Raw genomic sequence first — 23,945 nt, forward strand, 5'->3', positions numbered from 1 at the left:
AGCCCATGCCCAAGCGTCAAGACATCAAGAGCATTCTCATCATCGGGGCGGGCCCCATCATCATTGGCCAGGCCTGCGAGTTCGACTACTCCGGCGTGCAGGCCTGCAAGGCGCTGCGCGAGGAGGGCTACAAGGTCATCCTGATCAACAGCAATCCCGCCACGATCATGACCGACCCGGCCACGGCCGACGTCACCTACATCGAGCCCATCACCTGGCAGACGGTCGAGAAGATCATCGCCAAGGAACGGCCCGACGCCATCCTGCCCACCATGGGCGGCCAGACCGCGCTGAATTGCGCCTTGGACCTGTGGCGCCATGGCGTGCTGCACAAGTACAAGGTGGAGCTGATCGGCGCCACGCCCGAGGCCATCGACAAGGCCGAGGACCGCCAGAAGTTCAAGGAAGCGATGACGCGCATCGGCCTGGGCTCGGCGCGCTCGGGCATCGCGCACACGCTGGACGAAGCATGGGCCGTGCAGAAGACCGTGGGTTTCCCGGCCGTCATCCGCCCCAGCTTCACCCTGGGCGGCACGGGTGGCGGCATCGCCTACAACCCCGAGGAATTCGAGACCATCTGCAAGCGCGGCATCGAGGCTTCGCCCACGAACGAGCTGCTGATCGAGGAGTCGCTCCTCGGCTGGAAGGAGTACGAGATGGAAGTGGTCCGCGACAAGGCGGACAACTGCATCATCGTGTGCTCCATCGAGAACCTCGACCCCATGGGCGTGCACACGGGCGACTCCATCACGGTCGCTCCCGCGCAGACGCTCACCGACAAGGAATACCAGATCATGCGCAACGCCTCGCTGGCGGTGCTGCGCGAGATCGGCGTGGACACCGGCGGCTCCAACGTGCAGTTCTCGATCAATCCGCAGGACGGACGGATGATCGTCATCGAGATGAACCCGCGCGTCTCGCGCTCCTCGGCGCTGGCCTCCAAGGCCACGGGCTTTCCCATCGCCAAGGTGGCGGCCAAGCTGGCCGTGGGCTACACGCTCGACGAGCTGCGCAATGAGATCACCGGCGGCGCCACGCCCGCGAGCTTCGAGCCGAGCATCGACTACGTGGTCACCAAGATCCCGCGCTTTGCCTTCGAGAAGTTCCCCCAGGCCGACAGTCGCCTGACCACGCAGATGAAGTCCGTGGGCGAGGTCATGGCCATGGGCCGCACCTTTCAGGAAAGCTTCCAGAAGGCGCTGCGCGGCCTGGAAGTCGGCGTGGACGGCATGAACGAGAAGACCCAGGACCGCGAGGTGCTGGAAAAGGAGCTGGGCGAGCCGGGCCCCGAGCGCATCTGGTACGTGGGCGACGCCTTCGCCGCCGGCTGGAGCGTGGACGAGGTGCACGACCTCACCAAGATCGACAAGTGGTTCCTGGTGCAGATCGAGGAGATCATCAAGATCGAACTCGAACTCGACCGCATCGCCGAGGCCAAGGGCCAGGGCGCTCTGTCCTCGCTGGATGCGAAGCAGCTGCGCATGCTCAAGCGCAAGGGTTTTTCCGACCGGCGCCTGGCCAAGCTGCTCAAGACCACCGACAAGGCCGTGCGCGAGCAGCGCCGGGCGCTGAAGGTGCGGCCGGTGTACAAGCGCGTGGACACCTGCGCGGCCGAGTTCGCCACCAACACGGCCTACATGTACTCGACGTATGAAGACGAGTGCGAGGCGCAGCCCACCGACAAGAAGAAGATCATGGTGCTCGGCGGCGGCCCCAACCGCATCGGCCAGGGCATCGAGTTCGACTACTGCTGCGTCCATGCCGCCCTCGCCCTGCGCGAGGACGGCTACGAGACCATCATGGTCAACTGCAACCCCGAGACGGTCTCCACCGACTACGACACCTCCGACCGCCTCTACTTCGAGCCGCTCACGCTGGAGGACGTGCTGGAGATCGTGGACAAGGAAAAGCCCACCGGCGTCATCGTGCAGTACGGCGGCCAGACCCCGCTCAAACTCGCGCTGGGCCTGGAAGCCGAAGGCGTGCCCATCATCGGCACCAGCCCCGACATGATCGACGCGGCCGAGGACCGCGAGCGCTTCTCCGCGCTGCTGCGCGAGCTGGGCCTGAAGCAGCCGCCCAACGCCACCGCCCGCACGGAAGCCGAGGCTTTGGAGAAAGCCTCTTCGCTGGGCTACCCGCTGGTCGTGCGCCCCAGCTACGTGCTGGGCGGCCGCGCCATGGAAATCGTCCACGAGCAGCGCGACCTGGAGCGCTACATGCGCGAGGCCGTCAAGGTCTCTAACGACTCGCCGGTGCTGCTGGACCGCTTCCTGAACGACGCCATCGAGTGCGACGTGGACTGCCTCTCGGACGGTGAGCGCACCTTCATCGGCGGCGTCATGGAGCACATCGAGCAGGCCGGCGTGCACTCTGGCGACTCGGCCTGCTCCCTGCCGCCGTACTCACTGTCCAAGGCGACGGTGGACGAACTCAAGCGCCAGACCGCCGCGATGGCCAAGGCGCTGAACGTGGTGGGCCTCATGAACGTGCAGTTCGCCATCCAGGAGATCGACGGCCAGGACGTGATCTACGTGCTGGAGGTGAACCCGCGCGCCTCGCGCACGGTGCCCTACGTGAGCAAGGCCACCGGCATCCAGCTGGCCAAGGTGGCCGCCCGCTGCATGGTGGGCCAGTCGCTCGATTCGCAAGGCATCGGCGAAGAGGTCACGCCGCCATACTTCAGCGTCAAGGAAGCGGTGTTTCCCTTCGTCAAGTTCCCGGGCGTGGACACCATCCTCGGCCCCGAGATGAAGTCCACCGGCGAGGTGATGGGCGTGGGCAAGAGCTTCGGCGAGGCCTTCGTCAAGAGCCAGCTGGGCGCCGGCACGCGCCTGCCGCTGCCGCGCGATGCGGACGGCAAGTCCACCGGCAAGGTCTTCCTCACGGTCAAGAACAGCGACAAGCCGCGTGCCGTCGAGGTCGCGCGCCAGCTGGTGGACATGGGCTTCGAGCTCGTGGCCACCAAGGGCACGGCAGCGGCCATCGCGGCGGCCGGCATCGCCTGCCAGACCGTGAACAAGGTGACCGAGGGCCGCCCGCACGTGGTGGACATGATCAAGAACAACGAGATCATCATGGTCGTCAACACGGTGGAGGAGCGCCGCAACGCCATCGCCGACTCCCGCGCCATCCGCACCTCGGCGCTGCTGGCTCGCGTGACCACCTTCACCACCATCGCCGGCGCCGAGGCGGCCGTCGAGGGCATGAAGTACATGGAGAACCTGGACGTGTACTCGGTCCAGGAGCTGCACGCGCAGCTGGCGGCCTGAGCCCACCCCACCCCGGGGCGGCCCATCCGCCTTGGGCATAATCGTGCGAACGCACCGCCGGTTGGCAACGACCGGCGGTTTCGCTTTTGAACCTGATAACTGCAAGAGACATGGCCACCACCATCCCCCTCACCAAGCGCGGCGCCGAGAAGCTCAAGGCCGAGCTGCATCGGCTGAAGACCGTGGACCGCCCGGCGGTGATCGCCGCCATTTCCGAAGCGCGCGCCCAGGGCGACCTGTCGGAGAACGCCGAGTACGACGCCGCCAAGGACCGCCAGGGCTTCATCGAAGGGCGCATCCAGGAGATCGAGGGCAAGCTCGCGGCCGCGCGGGTCATCGACCCGTCCGACCTGGACGCGGGGGGCAAGGTGGTGTTCGGCGCCACGGTGGACCTGGAAGAGGAAGCCAGCGGCGAGCAGGTCACCTACCAGATCGTGGGCGAGGACGAGGCCGACCTGAAGGAGGGCCTGATCAACGTGTCCAGCCCCATTGCCCGCGCGCTCATCGGCAAGGAAGAGGGCGACACCGCCGAAGTGCAGGCGCCCGGCGGGCTCAAGCACTACGAGATCATCGCCGTCCGCTACGCCTGAAGGTGTGAATGAACCTGCTGCGCGTCCCGATCTGGCGCCTGCGCTTCTCGCCGTACGCTCGTACGGCTGCGATGCTCCGCGCCACCTCGGGCCGCTCGCTGCGGTTCCTTCACGCCTTCTGAATCATGGCCGCCCGCGAGCGACTGGCCCTGTTCACGGCTGCCCTGTGGTGGGGCAGCCTGAGCGCCGTCGGGTTCTGGGTCGTGCCGCTGCTGTTCGCCCACCTGCCCAGCCCGGCCCTGGCCGGCGGCACGGCGGCCCGGCTTTTCAGTGCGCAGACCTGGGTGGCCGTCGGCTGCGCGCTCGTGCTGCTGCTGGCCACCCGCGACGCTTCTGCTTCGATGGCGAGGCCCCTCCAAGGCTTGGTGATCGCCGGCCTGCTGCTCGCACTGCTGGTGGAGTTCGGGGTGGCGCCGCGGATCGTGGCGCGCGAGAACCTGCGGGTGTGGCACTCGGTTGGGAGTGCGATGTACTTGCTGCAGTGGGTGTGCGCGGGCCTCGCGCTGTGGAGACTGGCCGGCGCGAAGGAATAAAGCCCCTCCCCCTGTGGGGGGAGGTTGGGAGGGGGGCCTGCGGAGGCGAGAAGAAGTGGGGTCTGCGCCCGTGGCCCCCACCCCAGCCCTCCCCCAGAGGGGGAGGGGGCCGCGAGGTCAGCCCAGGCGGCCCTTCTTCACCGACTTCTGCTTGGGCTTGGCCCGCTTGACCTGCCCGCCCGGCGTGAGGCGCTGGTTGCCCAGCACGCGCACCGTCGTGACCTCCGGCCGCTGGCCGCCGCGCTTGCTGTACTTGAGGACCTTGAAATCGCGCGGGCCGGGTTTGCGGTCCTCGTCTTCGGCGCGGACCTTCTCGGGCTTGGGCCGCCAGAGGACCAGCAGCTTGCCGATGTGCTGGATGGGCGCGGCGTTCAGCTCATCGGCGAGCTCGCGGTAGATCGCCTCGCGCTGGACGCGGTCGTCGCCCAGCACGCGGATCTTGATGAGGCCGTGCGCGTTGAGCGCCGCATCGGTCTCTTTCTTGACCGCCGGCGTGAGCCCGTCGTTGCCGATCATGACCACGGGGTCGAGGTGGTGGGCTTCGGCCCGATGCGCTTTGCGCTCGGCAATGGAAAGTTCGAGGGCGGACATAAGCCGCCTATTATCTTCTGACGCAGGAAGCGCCATGAAAGTCAAAACCAAAAGCAGGAAGGTCAACAAGGCCTGGCTCAATGACCACGTCAACGACCCCTACGTCAAGCTCGCGCAGAAGGAGGGCTACAGGGCCCGCGCCGCGTACAAGCTCAAGGAGATCGACGAGGCGCTGGGCCTCATCCGCCCCGGGCAGCTGGTGGTGGACCTCGGTTCGGCGCCGGGCGCCTGGAGCCAGTACCTGCGTCGCAAGCTCTCGCCGGGCGGCGCGGCGGTGGGCGCGCTGGACGGCACCATCATCGCGTTGGACATCCTGCCCATGGAGCCGGTCGAGGGCGTCGCCTTCCTGCTGGGCGATTTCCGCGAGCCCGAGGTGCTGGCCCGCCTGGAGGCCGCGATGGCCGGCCGCAAGGCCGACGTGGTGGTCTCGGACATGGCGCCCAACCTCTCGGGCGTCGAATCCTCCGACGCGGCGCGCATCGCGCACCTGGTCGAGCTGGCCATCGAGTTCTCCACGGCCCACCTGAAGCCCGAGGGCGCACTGGTCACCAAGGTCTTCCACGGCAGCGGCTACAGCCAGCTGGTGAAACTGTTCAAGGAAACTTTCCGCATCGTGAAGCCTCTGAAACCCAAGGCGTCGCGGGACAAGTCTTCCGAGACCTTCTTGGTCGGCATCGGGCCGAAGCCGCCGCGCTGAACCCGGGCAGTGGCTATGGGCGCTGTAGCCTTTTGGAATGGCTGCCCTGCTTGAAACACCTAGAATGAGCCGCAATATGGCCGTTATGGCCGAAGTACTCTCTTCCCGGAGATCGCGTTGAACAATCAGTGGTTTTCTAAGGTGGCCGTGTGGCTGGTGATCGCCCTCGTGCTGTTCACCGTCTTCAAGCAGTTCGACACGCGCGGCGCCGCCGGGGCGAGTGTGATGGGCTATTCCGACTTCCTGGAGGAGGTCAAGAACCGGCGCATCAAGAACGCCGTCATTCAGGAAAGCCCCAGTGGCACCGAGATCGTGGCCGTCACCAATGACGACCGCCGCATCCGCACCACCGCCACCTACCTCGACCGCGGACTGGTCGGCGACCTGATCGCCAACGACGTCAAGTTCGACGTCAAGCCGCGCGAGGAGGGCTCGCTTCTCATGACCCTGCTGGTGAGCTGGGGCCCCATGCTGCTGCTGATCGGCGTGTGGGTGTACTTCATGCGCCAGATGCAGGGGGGCGGCAAGGGCGGTGCGTTCAGCTTCGGCAAGAGCAAGGCGCGCATGCTGGACGAGAACAACAACCAGATCACCTTCGCTGACGTTGCAGGCTGTGACGAAGCGAAAGAAGAGGTAAAGGAGGTCGTGGACTTCCTCAAGGATCCGCAGAAGTTCCAGAAGCTGGGCGGTCGCATTCCGCGCGGCCTGCTGCTGGTCGGCCCCCCCGGCACCGGCAAGACGCTGCTGGCCAAGGGCATCGCGGGCGAAGCCAAGGTGCCGTTCTTCAGCATCTCCGGTTCGGACTTCGTCGAGATGTTCGTCGGCGTGGGCGCGGCCCGCGTGCGCGACATGTTCGAGAACGCCAAGAAGAACGCGCCCTGCATCATCTTCATCGACGAGATCGACGCCGTGGGTCGCCAGCGTGGCGCGGGCCTGGGCGGCGGCAACGACGAGCGCGAGCAGACCCTCAACCAGATGCTGGTCGAGATGGACGGCTTCGAGACCAACCTGGGCGTGATCGTGGTGGCCGCCACCAACCGCCCGGACATCCTGGACGCCGCCCTGCTGCGCCCGGGCCGCTTCGACCGCCAGGTGTACGTGCAGCTGCCCGACATCCGTGGTCGCGAGCAGATCCTGAACGTGCACATGCGCAAGATCCCCATCGGCACGGACGTCAACGCGAGCATCATCGCCCGCGGCACGCCGGGCATGTCCGGGGCCGACCTGGCCAACCTCTGCAACGAAGCCGCCCTCATGGCCGCCCGCCGCAACGCCCGCGTGGTCGAGATGCAGGACTTCGAGAAGGCCAAGGACAAGATCTTCATGGGTCCCGAGCGCAAGAGCATGGTCATGCCGGAGGAAGAGCGGCGCAACACCGCCTACCACGAGTCCGGCCACGCCATCATCGGCAAGCTGCTGCCCAAGTGCGACCCGGTGCACAAGGTCACCATCATCCCGCGCGGCCGCGCCCTGGGCGTGACCATGAGCCTGCCGGCGCAGGACCGCTACAGCTACGACCGCGAGTACATGCTCAACCAGATCAGCATGCTCTTCGGTGGCCGCATCGCGGAAGAGGTGTTCATGAACCAGATGACCACCGGCGCCAGCAACGACTTCGAGCGCGCGACCAACCTGGCCCGCGACATGGTCATGAAGTACGGCATGACGGACGCCCTCGGTCCCATGGTCTATGCCGAGAACGAGGGTGAGGTCTTCCTCGGCCGCTCGGTCACCAAGACCACCAACATGAGCGAGCAGACCATGCAGAAGGTCGATGGCGAGGTGCGCCGCATCATCGACGAGCAGTACGCCCTGGCGCGCAGGCTGATCGAGGACAACAAGGAAAAGATGCACGCCATGGCCAAGGCGCTGCTGGAGTGGGAAACCATCGACAGCGAGCAGATCGACGACATCATGGCCGGCAAGCCGCCGCGCCCGCCGCGCGACTTCACGCCCCGCACGCCGTCCTCCGGCGGCGGTGACTCCGGCGGCGCCCCCGTCGCCGACCCCGCGCCGCACGCCGCCTGAGGCGTGCCCGGAAGGCGGGAAGGGCGCAGCAGACCGCCCCTCGCGCTCTAACAAACTGCTGCCCAACGGACCCGGCATGTCACACATGCCGGGGCCGATTTTCATCACACTGGGCGCATGGATCTTCTGCGACTGGTGGCCGGCGAACTGCGGGCCGAAATCGTCCCGGAGGTGGGTGGTTCGCTGGCCGGCTTCTGGACCGAGGGCGGCGGGCATCGCCGCACGCACTGGGTGCGGCCGGCCGACCGGCAGTGCATCGAGCTGCGCCATCCCCTGGGCATGTCCAGCTTTCCGCTGGTGCCGTTCTGCAACCGCCTGCGCAACGGACTCGCGCGGTTCGAGGGGCGCGAGATCCGCTTTCCCTCGAACCACCCGGGCAACAACTCCCCGCATCCACTCCACGGCATCGGCTGGCAGCGCCCCTGGACGGTGGACCATGCCAGCCGGCACGCGATCGACCTGAGCCTGCAGGTGGAGGCGAGCCCGGCCTGGCCCTGGCGCTTTCTCGCGCAGCAGCGCTACGAGCTGGACGAGCGCGCGCTGAAGGTCACGGTGAGCGTGACCAACCAGGACGATGCGGCCATGCCCGCCGGCATCGGCCACCATCCCTACTTCCCGCACCCGCCCGGCACGCGCCTGTCCGCCAACCTCGCGGCCATGTGGCGCAGCGACGAGGAGCTGCTGCCCACCGTGCTGGAGACGGGCGAGGTGGTGGACCGGCTGCGCACGGGGGCCGTGCTCGGCGAACTGGTCCTGGACAACAACTTCGTCGGCTGGGACCACGCCGCGCGCATCGACTGGCCGGCCGACGACAACGGCCCGGTGCGCAGCCTGCTGATGCGCTCGGACCCGCTGCTCGCGTACTTCGTGGTCTACAGCCCCGCGCACGCCGACTACTTCTGCGCCGAGCCCGTGAGCCAGTGCACCGACTGGCTCAACCTCCTGCCCCGTTACGGCCGCGGCCCGGTGGGCGGCTCGCGCGTGGCGCCGGATGAGCGCCTGGCCGCCAGCTTCACCCTGCTGCCCTCGCTGACCTGAAGCCTTGACGGGCGCCGGCGCCGCGCACAATCCGCGCATGCACTGGCAGACCACGCGCTTTCGCATCGACCTGGGTCGCCCCCGGGTGATGGGCATCGTCAACCTCACACCCGATTCCTTCTCCGACGGCGGCCACCTCGCCGGCCCGGCCGACGCGCTGGCGCACTGCGAGCGGCTGCTCGAGGAGGGTGCCGACATCCTCGACCTCGGTGCCGAATCCAGCCGCCCCGCCGCGGCGCCCGTGCCCCTGGAGGAAGAGCGCCGCCGCCTGCTGCCCGTGCTGCGCGAGGCGCTGCGCCTGGGCGTGGCGATCTCGGTGGACACCTACAAGCCGCAGATCATGCGCGAGGCCCTGGACCTGGGCGCGGACATCGTCAACGACATCTGGGCCCTGCGCCAGCCGGGTGCGCTGGATGCGGTGGCCGCGCACGGCGCCTGCGGCGTGTGCCTGATGCACATGCACGGCGAGCCGCGCACCATGCAGCTCGCGCCCATGGAAGGGGACCCGCTGCCCGCCGTGCGGGCGGTGCTGGCGGCCAGCACCGCGGCCCTGCAGGCGCGCGGCGTGGCGGCCGATCGCATCGCCTGGGACCCGGGCATCGGCTTCGGCAAGACGCCCGGGCAGAACTTCGCGCTGCTCGCGCGCCAGACCGCGCTGGACGCCGGTCCGCATCCGCTGCTGGTCGGCTGGTCGCGCAAGTCCTCGCTGGGCACCGTCACGGGCTGCGCGCCCGGCGAGCGGCTCGTGCCCAGCGTGGCGGCAGCCCTGCTGGCGGTGGAGCGGGGCGCGCACCTCGTGCGCGTGCACGATGTCCGCGAGACGGTCGCGGCCCTGCGCGTACGCGACGCCGTCCTAGCCCAGGCGGGCGCCCCAGCCACGACAATCGCCCCATGACCCGACAATACTTCGGCACGGACGGCATTCGCGGCACCGTCGGCCAGCCCCCCATCACCCCGGACTTCGTGCTTCGCCTGGCCCACGCCGTGGGCCGCGTCCTCAAGCGGCGCGAGGCGCGCCCCACGGTCCTGATCGGCAAGGACACGCGCATCTCCGGCTACATGCTGGAAAGCGCGCTCGAATCCGGCTTCAACTCCGCGGGGGTCGACGTGGTGCTGCTGGGCCCCTTGCCCACGCCCGGCGTGGCCTACCTCACGCGGGCCCAACGCGCCAGCCTGGGCGTGGTGATCAGCGCCAGCCACAACCCCTTCGCCGACAACGGCATCAAGTTCTTCAGCGGCCAGGGCACCAAGCTCTCCGACGAATGGGAACGCGAGGTGGAGGCCGCGCTGGCCGAGCCGCCCGTCTGGGCCGATTCCGCCTCCCTGGGCAAGGCGCGCCGGCTGGACGACGCGGCCGGCCGCTACGTCGAGTTCTGCAAGAGCACTTTCGATCCCCGGCTGAGCCTGCGCGGCATGAAGATCGTGGTCGATGCCGCCCACGGCGCGGCCTACCAGATCGCGCCCATGGTGTTCCACGAGCTCGGGGCCGACGTGCACTGCATCGGCTGCGCGCCCGACGGGCTGAACATCAACCGCGAGGTGGGCGCCACCCATCCCGAGGCGCTGGCGCACACCGTGCGGGAGCAGGGCGCCGACCTGGGCGTCGCACTGGACGGCGACGCCGACCGCCTGCAACTGGTGGATGCGCAGGGCCGCCTCTACAACGGCGACGAACTGCTCTATGTCATGGTGGACGACCGGCTCGCACGCGGCGAAGCGGTCGCGGGCGCGGTCGGCACCCTCATGACCAACATGGCGGTGGAACTGGCCTTCAAGGCCCGCGGCCTGGAGTTCGTGCGCGCCAAGGTCGGCGACCGCTACGTGCTGGAAGAACTGGAGCGGCGCGGCTGGCTGCTGGGCGGCGAAGGCTCGGGCCACCTGCTGGCCCTGGACCACCACACCACGGGCGACGGGCTGGTCAGCGCCCTGCAGGTGCTCAAGGCCTGCGCCCGCAGCGGCAGGACGCTGGCGCAGCTGCTGGAGCCGGTGCGCCTGTTCCCGCAGACGCTCCTCAACGTGCGGCTCGCGCCGGGGCAGGACTGGCAGGCCAGCCCCCGGCTCGCGCAGGCGCGGCAGGCGGTCGAATCCGAACTGGCGGGTAGCGGCCGGGTGCTGATCCGCGCCAGTGGCACCGAGCCGGTGCTGCGGCTCATGGTCGAAGCGGCGGACGAGGGGCTGGCCCGGCGCAGCGCCGAACGCCTGGCGCAGGCGCTGCAGGCCTCCTGAGGCCCCCGCGAGGAGCCGCGCATGCCTGCCGCGACGCTCCCCGAGCTGGACACGCTGCACACCGTGCTCGCCCAGGGCGGCGAGTGGCTCCATGTGCGCGAGCACGCGGTGCCGCACGAAGGCGGTGCGCCGCTTTCGCTGTACGAGATCGCACTGGGAAACGGCGCGCCCGAGGTGCCGGCCGTGGGCTTCTTCGGCGGCGTCCACGGCCTGGAACGCATCGGCGCGCGCGTGGTGATCGAGTACCTGCGCAGCCTGGTCATGCGCCTGTCCTGGGACGACAGCCTGCACCGCTTGCTGGAGCAGGTGCGCATCGTCTTCATGCCCGTGGTCAACCCGGGCGGCATGCTGCGCGGCACCCGCGCCAACCCTGCCGGCGTGGACCTGATGCGCAACGCGCCGCTGCAGGCGCGCGAGCGCGTGGCGCCGCTGGTCGGCGGGCAGCGCCTGTGGTCGGGCCTGCCCTGGTACCGCGGCCGCGCGGATGCCGCCATGGAGCCGGAAAGCGCCGCCCTGTGCGAACTGGTCGAGCGCGAGCTGCTCGGGCGGCCCTTCGCCCTCGCGCTGGACTGCCACTCCGGCTTCGGCATGCGCGACCGGCTGTGGTTTCCCTACGCGCACCGGCGCGGGCCCATCCCGCACCTGGACGCGCTGCATGCGCTGCACCGCATCTTCGAGAACAGCCACGGCCACCACCCCTACCTCGTGGAGCCGCAGAGCGCGCAGTACCTCACCCACGGTGACCTCTGGGACCACCTGTACCTGCGCGCCTGCGCGGCGGGGCAGGGGACCTTCCTGCCGCTGACGCTTGAGATGGGCTCCTGGCTGTGGGTGCGCAAGAACCCGCGCCAGCTGTTCTCGCGCGCGGGCATCTTCAACCCGCTGGTGGCGCACCGCGAGCATCGCGTGCTGCGGCGCCATTTCCCCTTGCTCGACTTCCTGGTGCGCGCGTGTGCGTCAAGCCATCGCTGGCTGCCCCAGGGCGAAGCTCGCGAGGCGCACCGGCAGGCGGGGCTGCAGCGCTGGTGGGGCGGCAAGCCGGCATGAGGGCGCCAGGCACGTGGGTGCTGCTGCGTGGACTGGCACGCGAGAGTGGCCATTGGGGCGACTTCGCGCAGCGCCTGGCGGGCGCCCTGGGGCCCGGCCACCGCGTCCTCACGCCCGACCTGCCGGGCCTGGGCGCCCGGCACGCAGAGCCGAGCCCGGCCAGCGTGCGCGCCATGGTCGCCGCGCTGCGCGAGTCGCTCGCGCGCGAGCGGGCGGACGGCCCCATGCAGGTCGTGGCCCTGTCCCTGGGCGCGATGGTGGCGCTGGAGTGGGCGCGAGTGGCGCCGCACGAAGCCCGGGCCTGCGCCCTGGTCAACACCAGCCTGGCCCGCTTCAGCCCGCCCTGGGCGCGGCTGCGGCCGGTGCACTGGCCGCGCATCCTCGGCCTGCTGCTCCCGGGCGTGGGCGCGCCGAGGCGCGAGCGCGCCATCCTGGGCATGACCAGCGCGGCTCCCGAGCGGCACGGCCAGGCGCTCGCGCGCTGGACGGCCCTCGCGCAGCAGCATCCGGTCACCAGCGCCAACGTGCTGCGGCAGCTCGTGGCGGCCGCCCGCTATCGCGCGCCCGCCCGGCCGCCGGTCCCCTTGCTGGTGCTGTGCTCGGCAGGCGACCGGCTGGTGTCGCCGCGCTGTTCGCACGATCTGGCGCGCCATTGGGACCTTCCCCTTCGGGAGCACCCCTGGGCCGGACATGACCTGCCTCTGGACGATCCCGCGTGGCTCATCGGCGAACTGCGGGGCTGGGCTGCCGCGCGTGGCCCCCACCCCGGCCCTCCCCCAGAGGGGGAGGGGGGGTGTCACCTTCCCCCCCTGGGGGAAGGCAGGGATGGGGGCCGCGCGAGAAGCTGCATCGCTTCGCCGCCCGCTCCGCCCCCGTGACGCTGTCATCCAACTGCCACGCAACTGCCACCGTCGAGTCACTCTTTCTTCGCACACTGCCGCCAACCCGTAGCGAGGAGAGTCACCGTGAAAGAGCTTCCCACCCCGACGCTGCCGCTGTCGCCCGCCACCCTGCCCAGGGGGTCACTTCACCGGGCGGATCGCGCACCTGATCCGTCACCGGCCCCGATTTCGGTGGCCTGGGCTCAACACGAGGACGAAGTCCGCGAGGCGCAGCGCCTGAGGTTCGACGTCTTCGCCACCGAGATGGGCGCGCGCCTGAGCACGCCGCTCGCGGGCCACGACATCGACCTCTTCGACGACTTCTGCGAGCACCTGCTGGTGCGCGAGCAGGCCAGCGGCGCGGTGATCGGCACCTACCGCGTGCTCACGCCGGCCCAGGCCCGGCGCGTCGGCAGCTTCTACAGCGACACCGAGTTCGACCTGGTGCGCCTGCGCCCGCTGCGCGAGCGCATGGTGGAGCTGGGCCGCAGCTGCGTGCACCCGGACCACCGCCCCGGCGGCGTGATCCTGGCGCTCTGGGGGGCGCTTGCCGGCTTCATGGTGCGCAACCGGCTCGACACCATGATCGGCTGCGCCAGCATCCCCATGCTGCACGAGGGCGTGGTCAGCGGCGACGTGGCCGCGAGCGTGTGGGAGCAGCTGCGCCGCACGCACCTCGCCCCGGTGGAGTACCAGGTTCGCCCACGGCTGCCGCTGCCGGTGGAGCAGCTCGATGGGACCCTGTTGGTGGAGCCCCCGGCGCTCATCCGCGGCTACCTGCGCCTGGGCGCCAAGGTGCTGGGCGCCCCGGCCTGGGACCCGGACTTCAACACCGCCGACCTGCCCATGCTGATGCGCATCGGCGACCTGCCGCCGCGCTACCGCAAGCACTTCCTCGGGGCCTGAGCAGCCATGCGGGCCGCCTTCGACGCGCTGGGTGCCGAGACCTTCTTCGCGTCGGCTGCCGACGCGCCGGACGAGGGCGGCGAGACCCCGCCGCTGCGCGCCGTCTTCATCTCCGACCTGCATTTGGGCACGCCCGGCTGCCAGGCCGAGGCGCTGCTCGACTTCCTGAAGCAGCACCCCAGCCAGGTGCTGTACCTGGTGGGCGACATCGTCGACGGCTGGCAGCTGCGCCGGCGCTGGTTCTGGCCGCAGGCGCACAACGACGTGGTGCAGAAGATCCTGCGCCGCGCGCGCAAGGGCTGCCGCGTGGTGTACGTGCCGGGCAACCACGACGAATTCGCGCGGCAGTTCGCCGGGCATCTCTTCGGCGGCATCGAGGTGCTGCAGGAGGCGGTGCACGTCACGGCCGACGGGCGGCGCCTCTGGGTCATCCACGGCGACCACTTCGACGGTGTCATCCAGTGCGCGCGCTGGCTCGCCTACCTGGGCGACAACCTCTACGAATTCACCCTGCGCCTGAACCGGCACCTGAACTCCCTGCGCGCGCGCCTGGGCCTGCCGTACTGGTCGCTCTCGGCCTACCTGAAGGGCCGCGTGAAGAAGGCGCTCAACTATGTCAACGACTTCGAGGCCGCCGTCGCGCGCGAGGCGCGGCGGCGCGGCCACCAGGGCGTGGTCTGCGGCCACATCCATCGCGCCGAGATGCGCGAGATCGAGGGCGTGCTGTACTGCAACGACGGCGACTGGGTCGAAAGCCGCACCGCGCTGGTCGAACACCATGACGGCCGCCTGGAGGTGCTGCACTGGACGCCGATCGGCCACGCGCGCACACCGGCTGCGCGCCACGACATCCACTCCCCGGCCGAGGAGGCCACCGCATGAAGATCGCCCTGGTCACCGATGCCTGGACGCCCCAGGTCAATGGCGTGGTCACCACGCTCATCGAGCTGTGCGCGGAACTGGCCGCGCTGGGCCACGAGGTGCGCGTGTTCGAGCCCGGGCAGTTCCGCACCCGTCCGTGCCCCGGCTACCCCGGCATCGAGCTGGCCCTGTTCCCCGGCCGCGCGCTCGCGCGCGGGCTGGATGCGTTCGCGCCGGACGCGGTGCACCTGGCCACCGAGGGCCCGCTGGGCTGGGCCGGGCGGCGCCACTGCCTGCGCCGGGGCTGGGCCTTCACCACGGCCTTCCATACCAAGTTCCCGGAGGTCCTGCACGCCGCCGCGCGCGTGCCGCTGTCCTGGGGCTATGCCTTCATGCGGCACTTCCACCGGCCCTCCTCGGGCGTGATGGTGCCCACGGCCAGCGTGCTGCGCATGCTGCAGGCGCGCGGCTTCGCGAACCTGCGGGCCTGGACGCACGGCGTGGACTGCGCGCTGTTCAGGTTCCGGTCCGCGCCTGAATGCCACGAAGTCCTGGGGTCGGTGGCGCGCCCGGTGGCGCTCTTCGTGGGCCGCGTGTCCTACGAGAAGAACATCGACGCCTTCCTGCGGCTGGACCTGCCCGGCACCAAGGTGGTCTGCGGCGTGGGCCCGGTGGAGGCGCAGCTCAAGGAGCGCTACCCCCATGTGCGCTGGATCGGCCTTCTGCCGCGCGACGAACTCGCGCGGGTGTACGGTGCGGCGGACGTCTTCGTCTTTCCCAGCCATGCCGACACCTTCGGCCTGGTGATGCTGGAGGCCATGGCCTGCGGCACGCCGGTGGCCGCCTTTCCGGTGGACGGGCCCCTGGAAGTGCTGGGCCGCCGCGACGAACAGGGGCGTACACTGGGCGGCGCCATGAGCGAGGATCTGCTGCAGGCCTGCCGCGACGCCCTCGGCGTGCCGCGCCACCAGGCGCGCCGGCGCGCCGAAGACTTCAGCTGGCGCGAAGCCACCCGCCTGTTCGCCAGCTTCCTCGTGCCCGCACGCAGCGGCCGTGCCGTCCCCACCGCCGTGCCCGGCGGGGTGCCCACCGGCCAGTGAGAACCGATGAACGCGCTCCTGTCGTCTGATCCGTTCACCCAGCCGGCGCTCGGCCCCGAGGCCGCCGACATCCCTCTTCTCGACCGCGACCACAGCATCCTGGCCTTCAACGACCGGGTGCTGGACTGGGCGCGCCGCACCGACGTGCCGCTGCTGGAGCGCCTGCGCTACCTGTGCATCGTCTCGTCCAACCTCGACGAGTTCTTCGAGGTGCGCTCGGCCCCCTACGTGGTGGCGCAGAAGCCCGGGCAGGTCAAGGACAGCTACAGCCTGGAGGCCATCGCCGCTTTCTCGGAGATCGTGCACCGGCTGGTCGGTGAGCAGTACGCGCTCTACAACGAGCAGCTCATGCCGGCGCTGGCCGAGCACGGCATCGCCATCGTCTCGCACGGGGAGCGCACGGCGGCGCAGCGGCGCTGGGTGCAGGAGTACTTCGAGCGCGAGGTGCGGCCGCTGCTGATTCCGGTGGGGCTGGATCCGGCGCACCCCTTTCCGCTGGTGGCCAACAAGTCGCTCAACTTCATCGTGCAGCTGGGGGGCAAGGACGCCTTCGGCCGGCAGAACGACATCGCCATCGTCAAGGTCCCTCGCGTGCTGCCGCGCCTGATCCGCATGCCGTCCAAGGTGGCCGACGGCAAGACCCTGTGCGTGCTGCTGTCCAGCGTGATCCGCGCCCACCTGCAGGACCTCTTTCCTGGCCGCGAGGTCGGTCAGTTCTCTCAGTTCCGCGTCACGCGGCACTCGGACCTGGCCGTGGACGAGGAGGAAGTGCGCAACCTGCGCACCGCCCTGCGCCTGGGCCTGCAGCAGCGGCACTACGGCCAGGCCGTGCGGCTGGAGGTGTCGGCCGGTTGCTCGGAGCGGCTGGCGGAGTTCCTGCTCAATCAGTTCGGCCTCGCGGCCGCGGCCCTGTACCGCGTGCCCGGGCCGGTGAACCTGGTGCGGCTGCAGCAGCTCATCGAGCTGGTCGATGCGCCCAAGCTCATGTTCCCGCCCTACAAGGCCAGCTACCCGCGCCAGCTGGTGGAGGGCCAGCCGATCTTCGAGCGCCTGCGCCAGGGCGACGTGCTGATCCACCAGCCCTTCGAGAGCTTCGACGGCGTGATCGACTTCCTGCGCCAGGCGGTGCGTGATCCGCAGGTGCTGGCGATCAAGCAGACCATCTACCGCACCGGCTCCGACTCCGTGATGATGGACCTGCTGCGCGAAGCCGTGCAGCGCGGCAAGGAGGTCACCGCCGTCGTGGAGCTCAAGGCCCGCTTCGACGAAGAGGCCAACATCAACTGGGCCGAGCAGCTCGAAGCCATCGGCGCGCAGGTGGTCTACGGCGTGGTCGGGCTCAAGACCCACGCCAAGATGCTGCTGGTCACGCGCCGGGAGGGCAAGCACCTGGTGCGCTACGCGCACCTGTCCACCGGCAACTACAACCCGCGCACCGCGCGCCTGTACACCGACCTGAGCGTGCTCACGGCGCATCCGCAGCTCACGGCCGACGTGGAGAACGTCTTCGTGCACATCGCCAGCCAGGTGCGCCTGCCCAAGCTGCACCTGGCCTGGGTCGCGCCCTTCCACCTGCAACGCCGGCTGATCGAGCGCGTGCAGGAAGTGGGCGCGTCGGCCGCGCGGGGCGAGGATGCCCGCGTCATCCTCAAGATGAACGCACTGACCGACGTGCCCCTCATCAACGCGCTGGTGCGCGCCGGCAAGCAGGGCGCGCGCATCGACCTGCTGGTGCGCGGCGGCTGCATGCTGCCCGCGCGCGTGGCGGGGATGACCGACAACATCCGCGTGCGCTCGGTGATCGGCCGCTTCCTGGAGCACTCGCGCGTCTTCTACTTCCGCCACGGCGAGCAGGAGAGCCTCTACCTGTCCAGCGCGGATTGGATGAACCGCAACATGCTGCGGCGCGTGGAGCTGGCCTGGCCGGTGCTGGACCCGGTGCTGCGCCGGCGCATCGTCGACGAATGCCTGGTCGCCTACCTGCACGACGCACGCGACGCCTGGGACCTGATGGCCGACGGCCTCTACCACCGCGTCGAGACCGCGCTGGACCCCGCCAGCCCCGGGGCGCAGCAGGCCCTGATGGAGCGCTATGCCGCGCGCACGGCGCTGGCGGAGAAGGAGGTGCGATGGACCTGATCCTGTGGCGGCACGCGCATGCCGAGGACGCCGATGCCGAAGGCGAGGACCTGGACCGCGTGCTCACCGGGCGCGGCGAGAAGGAGGCTGCCCGCATGGGCGCCTGGCTGGACCGCCGCCTGCCCGAGGGGACCAAGGTCCTGTGCAGCCCGGCACGCCGCTGCGAGCAGACGGTGCTGGCGCTGGGACGCAAGTACAAGCTCAGCGAGGCGCTCGCGCCGGACGGCGAGGTGGACCCCCTGCTGGCACTGGCGCAGTGGCCCGATGCTCGCCAGCACGTCGTCCTGGTGGGGCACCAGCCGACCCTCGGGCGCACGGTGGCGAAGCTGTTGGAGCTGCCCGGCGGCGAGTGCCCGGTGCGAAAAGGCGGCCTCTGGTGGCTGCGACGGCGGGACCGCGACGGCGAGCCGCAGACCGTCGTCGTGGCGGTGATGACGCCCGAGCTGGCCTGATCAGCCTTTGGCCGGCCGCCCGGTCTTGATGGTGGGCACCTGTTTCATCGCGTTGGCGAACGCCGCATCGTCCAGGGAGGCCAGCAGCTTGATGCCGGCGCGCAGCAGCTCGCTTTTCTTGGCCGGGCTGCCGCCGCGCGCAGCGCGTTCCTTGAGCGCGTCGATCACCGCGTACTCGGTCTTGGGAATGGTGAAGCTGTCACGCACCAGCTTGGGCTTGCGAGGCTTCTCCTCGCCGGCGGTCTTTGCCAAGGCCTTCGACGTGGGCTTGGCCTTGGCATTGGCGCTCGCCGGCGGCTTGCTGCTTTGCTCCGGCGCGGTGGGGGCGGGCGGCCGGGCCTTGGGCTTGGCCGGCGAGGGCGCCACGGCCTTCTTCGAAGGCTTGCTGCTGCCTGCGGCGGCGGAGGGGTTGCGGGACGGGGCGGCGGCGCGCGAAGTGGGCATGGGCTTCCTCTGGTGAACGGTATATACGGTTTATACCGTTACTGACGAGTTGCGCCAAGGGGCTTCGACAGGGTCATGCCCAAGCAACGCAGATCCGTTCGCCCTGAGCCTGTCGAAGGGCTAGCGTGGTGAGTCTCGCGCGATGGGCTTCGACAAGCTCAGCCCGAACGGTTTGGGGGCTTCGGGCAAGCAAACCCCCCCGAACGGGGAGGGTCAATCGTCGAGCGGAAAAACTCCGTTGGCCCGGAGAAGGTGTGAAGGAATCGTAGCGAGCGGCCCGAGGTGGTGCGGAGCATCGCAGCCGTACAAGCGTACGGCGAGAAGCGCAGGCGCCAGATCGGGACGCGCCGTAGATTCATTCACACCTTCTGAACCTGTCGAAGGGCGCGCGCACGGGTCTGCGCCTCTCAGCCCTCCACGCTCAAGCTGCGTCCCGTCTTCTGCCAGGCGACGGCCTCCTCGCGCAGCAGGTGGGCCGACTGCGGGTAGCGCCGCGCCCATTCCGGCGCCATCGAGAGCGTGATCTGCCGGCCGCGCGTGGACAGGGAGATCCCCGAAAGATCCGGGTCGCGCCGCGCGTGGCACAGGATCACGGCAAGCCGCAGGGCCAGCAGCTGGTGAACGAAGACGTCGTCCTCGAAGTCCGCCTCCAGCTTGCGCAGCTTGCCGCGGTGGCCCAGCACCAGCAGCCCCAGGCGGTGCAGCTCCCATTGCGCAAAGCCCGGCGCGTCGGCGTTCTCCAGGACATAGGCGCCGTGGCGGTGGTAGTCGGTGTGCGAGATGCGCGTGCCGATCTCGTGCAGCTGTGCGGCCCAGGAGAGCTTGCGGCGGCGCCGGTCGGCTTCGGCCGAGCGGCCGCTGCCGACCAGCGCATCGAGCAGCTGCACGGCCACCGCATCGACCCGCTGGGCCTGCGCTGCATCCACCTGGAAGCTGGAGGCGAGGCGGCGCACGGTGGCCCCCCGCAGGTCGGTGTCGCCGTGCTCGCGATCGAGCAGGTCGTAGAGCACGCCCTGGCGCAGCGCGCCCAGCGCCTCGTGCATCACGTCGATTTCCAGCAGCTCGAAAATCGCCAGCAGCACGGCCAGGCCGCCGCCGATCACGGGCCGGCGGTCTTCCTTCAAGCCGGCCAGCTTGACGCGGTCGGCATGGCCGGCCTGCAGCAGCGTCTCGCGCAGCCACAGCAGGCCGTCGCGCGGGATCTGCCCGGGCGGCCAGCCGGCGGCGGCCAGCACATCGACCACGGCGCCGATGGTGCCCGAGGCCCCATAGGCGTGCTCCCAGTCGCTGCGCGCGTAGCGGTCCACCGCCTCGTCGAGCACGGCCTTGGCCGCCACCTCCGCGCGTTCGAAGCCGGCGGGCGTGAACTCGCCGTCGGGAAAGTACTTCTGCGACCAGGACACGCAGCCCACGCGGTAGCTCTCGGTCACCTCGGCTTCGAAGCCGCGGCCCAGGATCAGCTCGGTCGAGCGCCCGCCGATGTCCACCACCAGGCGCTTCTCGTCGGACTGCGGCAGCAGGTGCGCGACGCCGAGATAGATGAGGCGTGCTTCCTCCCGTCCGGCGATCACGTCGATCGGGAATCCCAGCACCTGGTGGGCACGAACCAGGAACTCGTCCCGGTTGCGGGCCTCGCGCAGGGTCTGCGTGGCCACGGCCCGCACCTGCGTGCGCGGGAAGCCCGCCAGCCGCTCGGCGAAGCGCGCCAGGCAGTCCCAGCCGCGCTGCATGGCCTCGGGCGTGAGGCGGCGTGCATCGTCGAGGCCGCTGCCCTGGCGGATCGTCTCCTTGCGGTATTCCACCCGCTCGATCAGGCCCTGCTCGTAGCGGCCGATCTCGAGGCGATAGCTGTTGGAGCCGAGGTCGACCGCGGCCAGGAGCGTTCCGTTGTTCATGCCCGGGCCAGCATAGCAAAGCGCGGTGACACGCGGTGCCGCGGGCGGCCGGGCTGCGTGACGACTTCGTGAACATGGCGTGACAGTCCCGGCAGAACCCCGCCTGCGCGGCAGTGTCACAAGCCTGTCACCAAGCCTGCCTACAGTCCGCTGCGTCAACCCAACCACCTCTTCCAAAGTGGAGCGACTCATGAAAACCATCTTCAAGACGGCCATGCTCGGCCTGGCCTCCGTGTCCTTCGCCGGCATCGCCAGCGCCCAGAACGCCAGCGCCCAGGACATCACCGGCGCCGGCGCCAGCTTCCCGGCGCCGCTCTACTCCAAGTGGGCGGCCGAGTACAACAAGGCCACCGGCAACAAGGTGAACTACCAGTCGGTGGGCTCCGGCGCCGGCATCCGCCAGATCGACGCCAAGACCGTCGCTTTCGGCGCCTCCGACATGCCGCTGAAGGACGAGGAACTCGAGAAGAAGGGGCAGGTCCAGTTCCCGACCGTGATCGGCGGCGTGGTGCCGGTGATCAATATCAAGGGCATCGAACCCGGCCAGCTCAAGCTCAACGGCCAGGTGCTCGCCGACATCTTCCTCGGCAAGATCACCAAGTGGAACGACCCGGCCGTCAAGGCGCTCAACCCCAGCCTGAACCTGCCCGACGCCGCCATCGCCCCGGTGCGCCGCGCCGACGGCTCCGGCACCACCTTCATCTTCACCAACTATCTCTCCAAGGTCAGCCCCGACTGGAAGTCCAAGGTGGGCGAGGGCACGGCCGTGAATTGGCCGACGGGTGCCGGTGGCAAGGGCAACGAGGGCGTCGCCGCCTTCGTGGGTCGCCTGCCCAACTCGATCGGCTACGTGGAGTACGCCTACGTCAAGCAGAACAAGATGAACTACGCCCAGATGCAGAACGCCGCGGGCCAGTTCGTCTCCCCCGACGACACGGCCTTCAAGGCCGCCGCCGCCGGCGCCGACTGGAGCAAGAGCTTCCACCAGATCCTCACCAACCAGCCGGGCGCGCAGTCCTGGCCCCTGACCGGCGCCACCTTCATCCTGATGCACAAGCAGCAGGACAAGCCGGAGCAGGCCGCCGCCGCGCTGAAGTTCTTCGACTGGGCCTACAAGCAGGGCGACAAGACCGCCGCCGACCTGGACTACGTGCCCATGCCCGACAACGTCAAGCAGCAGGTGCGCAAGCTCTGGTCCACCGAGATCAAGGACGCCTCCGGCAAGTCCGTCGCGCAGCTCTGATGCCTTGACCTTCAGCGAATGGCGCCGCCCTCGTGCGGCGCCTTTGCGCGTGTGAACCGAACCGACCAAGAGCCTCATGTCCACTAGACTCCCGGCCCATGAGGCTTCTTTCGATCTGAGTGCGCCCGTGCAAAACGAGCGTACGAGCATTCCCCCGGTCGGACGGCCGGGCCGGGGCAGCGCCTTCGCGGACCGCCTTTTCGGCTGGACCGCGGCGGCGGCCGCCTTCTTCACCCTGAGCGTCCTGGTCGCCATCCTGCTGTCCCTGGTGGTGGGCGCCTGGCCGGCCATCGAGAAGTACGGCCTGGGCTTCCTCACCAGCAGCGTGTGGGACCCGGTGGCCGAGGAGTTCGGTGGGCTGGTGATGATCTACGGCACGCTGGCCACTTCGGCCATCGCGCTCATCATCGCCGTGCCGGTCAGCTTCGGCATCGCGCTGTTCCTCACCGAGCTGTCGCCCAAGTGGCTCAAGCGCCCGCTGGGCACCGCCATCGAGCTGCTGGCGGCGGTGCCCTCCATCGTCTACGGCATGTGGGGCCTGCTGGTCTTCGGTCCGCTGCTGGCGCAGTACGTGCAGCAGCCCCTGCAGGCCGCCTTCGGCGACGTGCCCTACCTGGGCGCGCTGTTTTCCGGACCGCCCGTGGGCATCGGCGTGCTGGCGGCCGGCATCATCCTGGCGATCATGATCATCCCGTTCATCGCGGCGGTGATGCGCGACGTCTTCGAGGTCACGCCCCACATGCTCAAGGAGTCGGCCTACGCGCTGGGCTCCACCACCTGGGAGGTGATGTTCAAGGTGGTGCTGCCCTACACCAAGAGCGGCGTCATCGGCGGCATCATGCTGGGCCTGGGCCGCGCACTGGGCGAGACCATGGCCGTGACCTTCATCATCGGCAACTTCAACCAGCTCGACAGCCTGAGCCTGTTCGCGCCGGCCAACAGCATCACCTCGGCCCTGGCCAACGAGTTCGCCGAAGCCACGGCGGGCCTGCACCAGGCGGCGCTGATCTACCTGGGCCTGGTCCTCTTCTTCATCACGTTCGTGGTGCTGGCGCTGTCCAAGCTGCTGCTGTCGCGCCTGCGCCGCAACGAAGGCCGCAAGACATGAGCGCCATCTCCTCCTCCAACCGCGGCGCGGCTTCCGCCGCCGACATCGAGCGTGCGCGCGCGGCCAAGTTCCGGGGTCGCAAGCGCGTCAATTACGTGGCGCTCACGCTGTCGCTGGCGGCCATGGCCTTCGGCCTGGTGTGGCTGCTGTGGATCCTCTTCGAGACCGCGCGCCTGGGCCTGGGCGGCATCACCTGGGCGGCGCTCACGGAGATGACGCCCGCGCCCAACGAGCCCGGCGGCCTCGCCAATGCCATGCTGGGCTCGCTCATGATGGTGCTGGCGGCCACCTTCATCGCCACGCCCATCGGCATCATGGCGGGCGTGTACCTGGTGGAGTACGGCACGCGGGGCTGGCTCGGGAACGTCACGCGCTTCGTCAACGACATCCTGCTGTCGGCGCCTTCCATCGTCATCGGCCTGTTCGTCTATGCCGTCGTGGTGGCGCGCTTCAAGCAGTTCTCGGGCTGGGCGGGCGTGGCGGCGCTGGCGCTGATCGTCATCCCGGTCGTGATCCGCACCACCGACAACATGCTGGCCCTGGTGCCCTCGGCGCTGCGCGAGGCGGCGTACGCACTCGGCGCCCCGAAGTGGAAGGTGATCATCAGCATCACGCTGCGCGCGGCGCGCGCGGGCGTGGTGACGGGCGTGCTGCTGGCCGTGGCCCGCATCTCGGGCGAGACGGCGCCGCTGCTCTTTACCGCCCTGAACAACCAGTTCTTCACCGCCGACCTGTCCGAGCCCATGGCCAGCCTGCCGGTGACCATCTTCAAGTTCGCGATGAGCCCCTACGAAAACTGGCAGCAGCTCGCCTGGGCCGGCGTGGCGCTGATCACCATCGCCGTGCTGGGCCTGAACATCCTGGCCCGCGTGCTCACTCGCGCAAAGATCTGAG

Annotated in this window: 21 protein-coding genes; 18 read left to right on the forward strand and 3 right to left on the reverse strand. The window is 69.6% G+C overall.

Annotated elements, in window-relative coordinates; genetic code table 11:
* The first annotated feature begins 5 nt into the window (after positions 1-5).
* From carB to EZ242_RS09675, 3 genes are all read left to right on the forward strand, one after another.
* Positions 6-3,272, forward strand: coding sequence for a carbamoyl-phosphate synthase large subunit (gene carB / locus EZ242_RS09665; protein WP_135284924.1), 3,267 nt, complete (start codon positions 6-8; stop codon positions 3,270-3,272).
* Between the two features lie 110 nt (positions 3,273-3,382).
* Entirely contained in the window at positions 3,383-3,862 is a 480-nt protein-coding gene (gene greA / locus EZ242_RS09670; protein WP_135284925.1) for a transcription elongation factor GreA, read from the forward strand.
* Between the two features lie 125 nt (positions 3,863-3,987).
* The gene (locus EZ242_RS09675) at positions 3,988-4,395 is read left to right on the forward strand and encodes a DUF4149 domain-containing protein (protein ID WP_135284926.1); all 408 of its coding nucleotides are present in this window, start codon (positions 3,988-3,990) and stop codon (positions 4,393-4,395) included.
* A 117-nt stretch (positions 4,396-4,512) separates the two neighbouring features.
* On the opposite strand, the gene EZ242_RS09680 is transcribed toward EZ242_RS09675, so the two are convergent.
* The gene (locus tag EZ242_RS09680; protein ID WP_135284927.1) at positions 4,513-4,986 is read right to left on the reverse strand and encodes a YhbY family RNA-binding protein; all 474 of its coding nucleotides are present in this window, start codon (positions 4,984-4,986) and stop codon (positions 4,513-4,515) included.
* Positions 4,987-5,020: 34 nt separating this feature from the next.
* On the opposite strand from EZ242_RS09680, the gene EZ242_RS09685 reads away from it, so the two are divergent.
* The 12 genes from EZ242_RS09685 to EZ242_RS09740 all read left to right on the forward strand — a co-directional run bounded on the left by EZ242_RS09685 (position 5,021) and on the right by EZ242_RS09740 (position 18,361).
* Positions 5,021-5,683 (forward strand): RlmE family RNA methyltransferase, encoded by a 663-nt coding sequence (locus EZ242_RS09685; protein WP_135284928.1) that lies wholly within the window; start codon positions 5,021-5,023, stop codon positions 5,681-5,683.
* 117 nt (positions 5,684-5,800) lie between these two features.
* On the forward strand, positions 5,801-7,711 hold the full coding sequence (gene ftsH / locus EZ242_RS09690) for an ATP-dependent zinc metalloprotease FtsH (protein WP_135284929.1): 1,911 nt from the start codon (positions 5,801-5,803) through the stop codon (positions 7,709-7,711).
* 117 nt (positions 7,712-7,828) lie between these two features.
* Entirely contained in the window at positions 7,829-8,749 is a 921-nt protein-coding gene (locus EZ242_RS09695) for an aldose 1-epimerase (protein WP_135284930.1), read from the forward strand.
* A gap of 37 nt (positions 8,750-8,786) precedes the next feature.
* Positions 8,787-9,644: a dihydropteroate synthase gene (gene folP / locus EZ242_RS09700; RefSeq protein ID WP_135284931.1), complete on the forward strand. Its 858-nt coding sequence runs from the start codon at positions 8,787-8,789 to the stop codon at positions 9,642-9,644.
* A complete protein-coding gene (glmM, locus tag EZ242_RS09705) occupies positions 9,641-10,975 on the forward strand; it encodes a phosphoglucosamine mutase (RefSeq protein WP_135284932.1) in 1,335 nt (444 codons plus the stop codon). Before folP ends, glmM begins: the two co-directional genes overlap by 4 nt.
* A gap of 21 nt (positions 10,976-10,996) precedes the next feature.
* Positions 10,997-12,022, forward strand: a complete 1,026-nt coding sequence (locus tag EZ242_RS09710; RefSeq protein WP_135284933.1) for a M14 family zinc carboxypeptidase — start codon at positions 10,997-10,999, stop codon at positions 12,020-12,022.
* Positions 12,019-12,900: an alpha/beta fold hydrolase gene (locus EZ242_RS09715; protein WP_135284934.1), complete on the forward strand. Its 882-nt coding sequence runs from the start codon at positions 12,019-12,021 to the stop codon at positions 12,898-12,900. Before EZ242_RS09710 ends, EZ242_RS09715 begins: the two co-directional genes overlap by 4 nt.
* 87 nt (positions 12,901-12,987) lie before the next feature.
* The gene (locus EZ242_RS09720; protein ID WP_135284935.1) at positions 12,988-13,809 is read left to right on the forward strand and encodes a GNAT family N-acetyltransferase; all 822 of its coding nucleotides are present in this window, start codon (positions 12,988-12,990) and stop codon (positions 13,807-13,809) included.
* 6 nt (positions 13,810-13,815) lie between these two features.
* The gene (locus EZ242_RS09725) at positions 13,816-14,691 is read left to right on the forward strand and encodes a UDP-2,3-diacylglucosamine diphosphatase (protein WP_135284936.1); all 876 of its coding nucleotides are present in this window, start codon (positions 13,816-13,818) and stop codon (positions 14,689-14,691) included.
* Positions 14,688-15,770 (forward strand): glycosyltransferase family 4 protein, encoded by a 1,083-nt coding sequence (locus EZ242_RS09730; RefSeq protein WP_135284937.1) that lies wholly within the window; start codon positions 14,688-14,690, stop codon positions 15,768-15,770. Before EZ242_RS09725 ends, EZ242_RS09730 begins: the two co-directional genes overlap by 4 nt.
* 6 nt (positions 15,771-15,776) lie before the next feature.
* Complete coding sequence (gene ppk1 / locus EZ242_RS09735) at positions 15,777-17,909, forward strand: polyphosphate kinase 1 (protein WP_135284938.1); 2,133 nt, start codon at positions 15,777-15,779, stop codon at positions 17,907-17,909.
* Positions 17,900-18,361, forward strand: a complete 462-nt coding sequence (locus EZ242_RS09740) for a SixA phosphatase family protein (RefSeq protein WP_135284939.1) — start codon at positions 17,900-17,902, stop codon at positions 18,359-18,361. Before ppk1 ends, EZ242_RS09740 begins: the two co-directional genes overlap by 10 nt.
* Here EZ242_RS09740 and EZ242_RS09745 read toward each other — a convergent pair whose 3' ends face one another.
* Positions 18,362-18,805 (reverse strand): hypothetical protein, encoded by a 444-nt coding sequence (locus EZ242_RS09745; protein ID WP_135284940.1) that lies wholly within the window; start codon positions 18,803-18,805, stop codon positions 18,362-18,364.
* 407 nt (positions 18,806-19,212) lie between these two features.
* Entirely contained in the window at positions 19,213-20,700 is a 1,488-nt protein-coding gene (ppx, locus tag EZ242_RS09750) for an exopolyphosphatase (RefSeq protein ID WP_135284941.1), read from the reverse strand.
* Between the two features lie 190 nt (positions 20,701-20,890).
* On the opposite strand from ppx, the gene pstS reads away from it, so the two are divergent.
* From pstS to pstA, 3 genes are all read left to right on the forward strand, one after another.
* Entirely contained in the window at positions 20,891-21,943 is a 1,053-nt protein-coding gene (pstS, locus tag EZ242_RS09755; protein WP_135284942.1) for a phosphate ABC transporter substrate-binding protein PstS, read from the forward strand.
* Positions 21,944-22,019: 76 nt separating this feature from the next.
* On the forward strand, positions 22,020-23,051 hold the full coding sequence (pstC, locus tag EZ242_RS09760; RefSeq protein WP_135284943.1) for a phosphate ABC transporter permease subunit PstC: 1,032 nt from the start codon (positions 22,020-22,022) through the stop codon (positions 23,049-23,051).
* Positions 23,048-23,944 (forward strand): phosphate ABC transporter permease PstA, encoded by an 897-nt coding sequence (gene pstA / locus EZ242_RS09765; RefSeq protein ID WP_135284944.1) that lies wholly within the window; start codon positions 23,048-23,050, stop codon positions 23,942-23,944. The genes pstC and pstA overlap by 4 nt, the downstream gene beginning before the upstream one ends.
* The last annotated feature ends 1 nt before the right edge of the window (position 23,945 follow it).

The sequence above is a fragment of the Ramlibacter rhizophilus genome, assembly GCF_004681965.1.
GTDB lineage: Bacteria > Pseudomonadota > Gammaproteobacteria > Burkholderiales > Burkholderiaceae_C > Ramlibacter > Ramlibacter rhizophilus.